The organism is Roseomonas rosulenta (assembly GCF_016106005.1).
In the GTDB taxonomy this organism is placed as follows: domain Bacteria; phylum Pseudomonadota; class Alphaproteobacteria; order Acetobacterales; family Acetobacteraceae; genus Neoroseomonas; species Neoroseomonas rosulenta.
Genome location: NZ_JACADR010000275.1, coordinates 1 through 5918, shown reverse-complemented (window position 1 = coordinate 5918; position 5918 = coordinate 1). Strand labels below are relative to the sequence as shown.

The following is a 5918-nucleotide window of genomic DNA, read 5'->3' as shown; positions in this document are numbered from 1 at the left end:
CCGATGCCGAGTGGTTCGACGCGCTGGAGGCGGCCGCGCTGGCCGGCCTCGCCGGGCGCGCCGATGCCGATGCGCTCTCGGCCGCGCTGCCGCCGCCCGGTGCGCCGATCCTGGTCCAGCCCTTCGCGCTGCCGCCGATCCTGCCCGCGGCGACGCCGCAGCCACAGGAGGCGCAGGCAGCCCCCTGGCCCGCGAGCGAGGACGCGCCTGGCCCGATCGACTCGCCCGAGGACGTGCTGGGACTGCTCTCCACCCCGCCGCCGCCACTGGCCGCCGGCCATGGCGACGACGCGCTCGCGCTCTTGATGGGCGCAGCCGCGCCGCCAGCCGCGGCTGGACCGCCGGTGGAGCCCGACGGCACGCTGGCCGGGCTGATCGGTGCTGCGGCGGGTTCCCCGCCACCCGACGAACCGGGCCCGCCGGCGGCCGAGGATGACGACGTGCTGGCCGCCTTGATCGGCGCCGCGCCGGGCCCTTCGGCGCATGCGGCGGGCCTGGCCGTCGAGGCCGGCCTGCCGGTCGCCAGGGATGACGGCACGCTTGCCGGGCTGATCGGAGCCGCGGAGCCGGCCGATCCGCCCGAGACCGCCCCGATCGCGGATGACGGGGTCCTGGCCGTGCTGATCGGCAGCGGCACCGAGGCATCCATGCCGCCCTCCGCGGAGCCCGCCAGCGTGATGATGCCGGCTGGCGCCGATGCCGGGCCGGCGGCCGCCGAAGGCCCCGACCTCCTGCCGGAGACGGTTCCGACCACCGCGTCCGACCCCGCCGACCCTGCCGACCCCGCGCCTGCCATCGATGCCGTGGCCCCCCCGGCGCCGGAGGGCGGCGGGTGGTGGACCCGCGGCGGCGCGCATGTGCCGCCAATGGTCTGGCCCCTGCCGGGCCTGCCCGATCCCGCCGACTTCGCATACCTGCTGGAAGCCGCCGCATGACCTGGCGCCTGATCTCCCACGCTGCCACCCATCCCGGCGCCGTCAGGCCGCGCAACGAGGATGCGCTGCTCGACCGGCCCGATATCGGCCTCTGGGCCGTGGCCGACGGCGCCGGCGGGCATGGCGCGGGCGATGTCGCCTCGGCCGCCATCATCGCCGCGCTCGAGACCATCGCGCCGGGGCTCTCGGCGGCGGAATTGCTGGCGCAGGTGCGCATCAAGCTCGATGGCGTGCACCAGGGCCTGCAGGAGGAAGCAGCGCGGCGGGGGCCCGGGCGCATCCTGGCCTCGACCGTGGTCGTCATGCTGGCGCGCGGGGAGCACTTCGCCATGCTCTGGGCGGGCGATTCGCGCGGCTACCTCATGCGCAACGGCATGCTCACCCGCGTCACGCGCGACCATTCCCTGGTGCAGGAACTGGTGGACCAGGGGACGCTGCGGGAGGACGAGGCCGAGAGCCATCCGCAGGCCAACGTCATCACCCGCGCCGTTGGCGCGCAGGGCGAACTGGAACTGGACAAGGTGTCCGGGCGGATCGCCGAGGGCGACCGCTACCTGCTGTGCACCGATGGCCTGTTCAAGACCATATCGGAGGTCGAGATCGGCGCCATGATCGCGAACGGCAGCGATGCCGCGGCGATCGTGACCGAGGCGGTGGGCCGCGGCGCGCGCGACAATGTCAGTGCCATCGCGGTGAACTGCGAGGGCTGAGCGAGGCGCGCGTCTGCCCCCCGGAGGGCCCGCATCCGCGCGCGGCGCCAGCGCCCCGCAGCAGGTGTGTCGCGCCACTGATCCCAGGCGTAGGAAATTCCGACCTCCGGCCCGAAGGGCCGAGGCGCGAATGCGGCCCGCCCGGCGTCTGAGGGGCACGAAGGTGAAACCCTCGTGCGCCCGGTATGCGCCGGCGCGCCGATCGTGACGGAAGTCGGACCGGCGGCGGCCTTCCCTTGATCAACGGGCGGAAGGGCGATCGTCGCAAGGCCGGACCAGCATGCGGACGCGCGGTTTCCCACACCGGCCAGCGCGTCCCGGATGCCTGGGCTTCCAAAGCCTGCGAGCCGACCGGATCACTCCGTCGGGTCTGATCAGCTGCGTCTGAGAATCCAGCCTGCCGGTCAGCGTGCATCCGGTCGGCGGAACCGCGCAGCGGTTCCACGCGACGGGACGATGCCTCAGGCGCGCTGCGCCTGCGGCAGCGTGTAGCTGACGACGTCCTGAGGGCCACCCAGGCTGTTGCCGACATTCACCACGCTGAGGGTGACCTTGGTGTAGGTCAGCTCGATCGACTCGTCCGGCGCGCCGGAGCCCGCCTTCTCGCCCATGGACGTGATCAGCGCGTCGGTCAGTTCCAGCTTCAGGTAGGCTTCCAGCCCGTCGCTGCCGGTGCGCAGCCAGGCGAACTGCACTCGCTTTCGCGTCATGGACAGCATGCGCAGCCAGATCTCGGGCGAGACGATGTCGGCGCTGCGCGTGACCTGGACCGCGCGCAACTGCGGTGCCACGGCGATGGAGGCCATGCGGCCCGACATGTGCGCCTGCTTCATGATGCCCCGGTCGCCGCCCCACTTGAAGCTGTTGAGCAGCAGCCAGCCCTCGTAGCCGGTGATCACGCCGGGCCCGTTGATGCCATCGATCGACATGAGGATCGGCATCGCTCTCAGGCTCCGTTTATCAGCACGGCGGAGGATTGCGCACCCTTCGCGCCATGCGTTCCGCCGAAGGCGATTATCGTCATTCGCCTGTAGAGGATCTTGAAGTCCTCGGTGGCCCGGTCCGCGCCGATGCCGTGCATCTCGAAGCCCACGATCGAGCACCCGTCGAGGTTGTAGCGCAGATACTCGGTCGGCATCCCCGCATCGGTGCGCGTGAAGACGATGGTGGCGCTGGCCTGCTTGGTGCTCGCCAGCACCTCGCGCATCAACCCGACGGTCGCCCCATCGGTGCGCTTGGTGACGAGGACCGGCGGCGCATCGCCGCCGAAGTCAACGATGGAGGTCGCGCCGCCCTTGATCGAGCGCCCCTGGACATTGACGGCGGCGGTCAGCGTGCAGGAGAGCAGCGGCGACCATTTGGGACCTGGTCCCGAGGGGACCGTGTCGCTGGGGAGATCGCTCTCCCCCGTCACGCCGCTATAGGAGAGGTAGATCGCGGTCTCGGACAAGTCGCTCATCGGTCACCCTGGTCAGGCACGTGCCGCCCGGGCGTCCCGGGCGGCACTGGATGGCTTGCCCCTGCGGCGCCGGCACGTGGCCGGCGCCAGCCGGATCAGAGCTTCGTGGCCTTCGCCAGGTCCCAGCCGTAGCTGGCCGGGTTGCCGCTGAAGTCGTCGCCGATCGGGTTGTACTTGACCGTGAGCTTGTCGAAGTTCAGGTGCAGCACTTCCTCGGGGCGGACGTCCTGGCCGCCGCTGGACTTGAAGGACAGGCCGGCCACGCCGCAGCCCTGCATCTTGAAGTTCAGATACTCCTCGGACTTGCCGGCGCCGGTGCGCAGGAAGCCGATCTCGACGTCCTTGTTGAGCTTACCGGTGCAGGCTTCCTCGAAGTACTTGATCGTGGTGCCGTCGGTCTTCTTGCGCACGACGATCTCGCTGAGGTTCGCGTCGCCGCCCTCACGCGTCGAGGTGCCGCGCGCCGAGGCGATCCGGCGGCCGACGCCGAACTCGAAGGAGCTGAGTTCGGTGTACTTCGCGAAGCCCTCGATCGTGCTCTCGCCGTCGATGCCCTGGTACTTCATCACGATAGGCATGTGCGTATTCCCTTTCCCAATCCTGCCCCCGCGGAAGCGGCCCGCTGCCGCATCCTGGTGAGCAATCCTATAGCTCAGTCGACGTCGTAGCGGAACGACCCGTCGTCGTTCAGCCCCACCTTCACCTGAAGGATTTCATGCCCGTCCGCGAGCCGCGCGAGGATGCGCGCCGAGAGCTCGGGCAGCACGGTGCGGCTGAGGATGTTGTCGATGTTGCGCGCGCCCGAGGAGACCTCCTTGCAGCGCTCCACGATCGCATCCACCACCGCGTCGTCCACCTGCAGCGGCACGCCGTAGGCTTCCTTGAGCCGCTTGCCGATGCTGCGCAGCTTGAGCCCGGTGATCTTCTTGAGGATCTCGGGCGGCAGCGGATAGTAGATCACCACGTTGGTGCGCCCGAGGAAGGCCGGCTTGAAGACCTTGAGCAGGTCCGGCATCAGCGCTTCGCGCAGCTCGTTGGGCTCGGGCGCCATCTCGGGGTCGGCGCACAGCTTGTCGATGGTGTCCGTACCGGCGTTCGACGTCATGATGATGACGGTGTTGCGGAAGTCGATGTCGCGACCCTCGCCGTCCTTCATCGCGCCCTTGTCGAACACCTGGAAGAACACGTCCTGCACGCCGGGATGCGCCTTCTCCATCTCGTCCAGCAGGACGACGGAATAGGGGCGCCGGCGCACGGCTTCCGTCAGCACGCCGCCCTCGCCATAGCCCACGTAGCCGGGCGGCGAGCCCATCAGGAGCGAGACCTTATGCTCCTCCTTGAACTCGCTCATGTTGATGGTGGTCATGTTCTGCTCGCCGCCATAGAGCAGGTCGGCGACCGCGAGCGCCGTCTCGGTCTTGCCCACGCCGGAGGTGCCGGCCATCAGGAAGACGCCGATCGGCTTGCGTGGGTCGGTCAGCCCGGCGCGGGAGGTGCGAATCGCCTGCGCGATCGCATCCAGCGCATGGTCCTGGCCGACCACCCGCTCCATCAGGTGCTCCTTCAGCTTCAGCACCGTGTGGATCTCGTCCGAGACCATGCGGCCCACCGGGATGCCGGTCCAGGTGCCGACCACGTCGGCCACCGCCTGGCCGTCCACCACCGGGAAGACCAGCGGCTCCTCGCCCTGCAGCGTCTTGAGAGCGGCTGCGGTCTCGGTCAGGTCCTTCTTTAGCGCCTCGGTATCCACCGGCTCGGCGGGCTTGCCTTCGGGGCCGGGCATCGGCACCGCGGCCACCTCGATCTGGTGGCGCAGGTCGCGCATCTTGGCGACCAGGGCCTTCTCCTCCTCCCAGCGGTTCATCAGCTCCGCCAACTCGGCCGAGACCTTGGCGTGGTCCTGCTCGAGTGCGACGCGCCGCGCCTCGTGGTTGGTGCCGGTCGCCTCCTCGCGCGCGATGGCGGCGAGCTCGGTGTCGATCAGCGATAGGCGGCGCTGGCGGTCCTCGACCGGTGCGGGGATCGAGGCCTGCGACATGCCCACGCGCGCGCAGGCGGTGTCGAGCAGCGACACGCCCTTGTCGGGCAGCTGGCGCGCCGGGATGTAGCGCGCCGAGAGTTTCACCGCCTGGGTGATCGCCTCATCCAGGATGCGCACGCCGTGGTGCTTCTCGAGCGTGCCGACCAGGCCGCGCAGCATCGCGGCGGCCAGCGGCTCCGACGGCTCCTCGACCTTCACCACCTGGAAGCGGCGGGTCAGCGCGGCGTCCTTCTCGAAGTACTTCTTGTACTCGGCCCAGGTGGTGGCGGCGATGCAGCGCATCTCGCCGCGCGCGAGCGCGGGCTTGAGAAGGTTCGCCGCGTCGTTCTGCCCGGCCGCGCCGCCGGCGCCGATCAGGGTGTGCGCCTCGTCGATGAACATGATGATCGGCGTGGGCGAGGCCTTCACCGCGTCGATGACACCTTTGAGACGATTCTCGAACTCGCCCTTCACGCCCGCGCCCGCCTGCAGCAGGCCCATGTCGAGCGAGTAGAGCTTCACGCCCTTGAGCGCATCGGGCACGTCGCCCTCGGCGATGCGCAGCGCCAGGCCCTCGACCACCGCGGTCTTGCCCACGCCGGCCTCGCCGGTGAGGATCGGGTTGTTCTGCCGGCGCCGGGTCAGGATATCCACCATCTGGCGGATCTCCCCGTCACGACCGAGGATCGGGTCGATCTTGCCGGCCTTGGCCTGGGCCACGAGCTCGGTGCAGAACTGGTCGAGCGGACCGCCCGCGCGCGGCGCCTCGCCCGCCGGTGCTCCGCCGGGCGCGC

5 protein-coding genes and 1 pseudogene are annotated in these 5918 nt (G+C 70.3%); 2 read left to right on the top strand and 4 right to left on the bottom strand.

Going from position 1 to position 5918, the window contains the following annotated elements; genetic code table 11:
• Together HW578_RS21875 and HW578_RS21870 are read left to right on the top strand one after the other, a co-directional pair.
• Positions 1-935, top strand: a pseudogene (locus HW578_RS21875) (hypothetical protein); the annotation flags it as partial.
• Complete coding sequence (locus HW578_RS21870; RefSeq protein ID WP_198372835.1) at positions 932-1645, top strand: PP2C family protein-serine/threonine phosphatase; 714 nt, start codon at positions 932-934, stop codon at positions 1643-1645. The pseudogene HW578_RS21875 and the gene HW578_RS21870, both read left to right, overlap by 4 nt.
• 461 nt (positions 1646-2106) lie before the next feature.
• Here HW578_RS21870 and HW578_RS21865 read toward each other — a convergent pair whose 3' ends face one another.
• From HW578_RS21865 to tssH, 4 genes are all read right to left on the bottom strand, one after another.
• Positions 2107-2586 carry a type VI secretion system tube protein Hcp gene (locus HW578_RS21865; RefSeq protein ID WP_198372834.1) on the bottom strand — a complete coding sequence of 160 codons (480 nt, stop codon included), beginning with the start codon at positions 2584-2586 and terminating at the stop codon, positions 2107-2109.
• A 5-nt stretch (positions 2587-2591) separates the two neighbouring features.
• Positions 2592-3095, bottom strand: coding sequence for a type VI secretion system tube protein Hcp (locus HW578_RS21860; protein ID WP_198372833.1), 504 nt, complete (start codon positions 3093-3095; stop codon positions 2592-2594).
• A 104-nt stretch (positions 3096-3199) separates the two neighbouring features.
• The gene (locus HW578_RS21855; protein ID WP_198372832.1) at positions 3200-3682 is read right to left on the bottom strand and encodes an Hcp family type VI secretion system effector; all 483 of its coding nucleotides are present in this window, start codon (positions 3680-3682) and stop codon (positions 3200-3202) included.
• Between the two features lie 74 nt (positions 3683-3756).
• Positions 3757-5918 (bottom strand): type VI secretion system ATPase TssH (gene tssH, locus HW578_RS21850; RefSeq protein WP_198372831.1); only part of this gene is annotated, 2162 nt, incomplete at its 5' end.

Coding starts and splice junctions, on each gene's coding strand:
- HW578_RS21855 (WP_198372832.1), bottom strand. CDS start 3,682: ATGCCTATCGTGATGAAGTACCAGGGCATCGACGGCGAGAGCACGATC.
- HW578_RS21870 (WP_198372835.1), top strand. CDS start 932: ATGACCTGGCGCCTGATCTCCCACGCTGCCACCCATCCCGGCGCCGTC.
- HW578_RS21865 (WP_198372834.1), bottom strand. CDS start 2,586: ATGCCGATCCTCATGTCGATCGATGGCATCAACGGGCCCGGCGTGATC.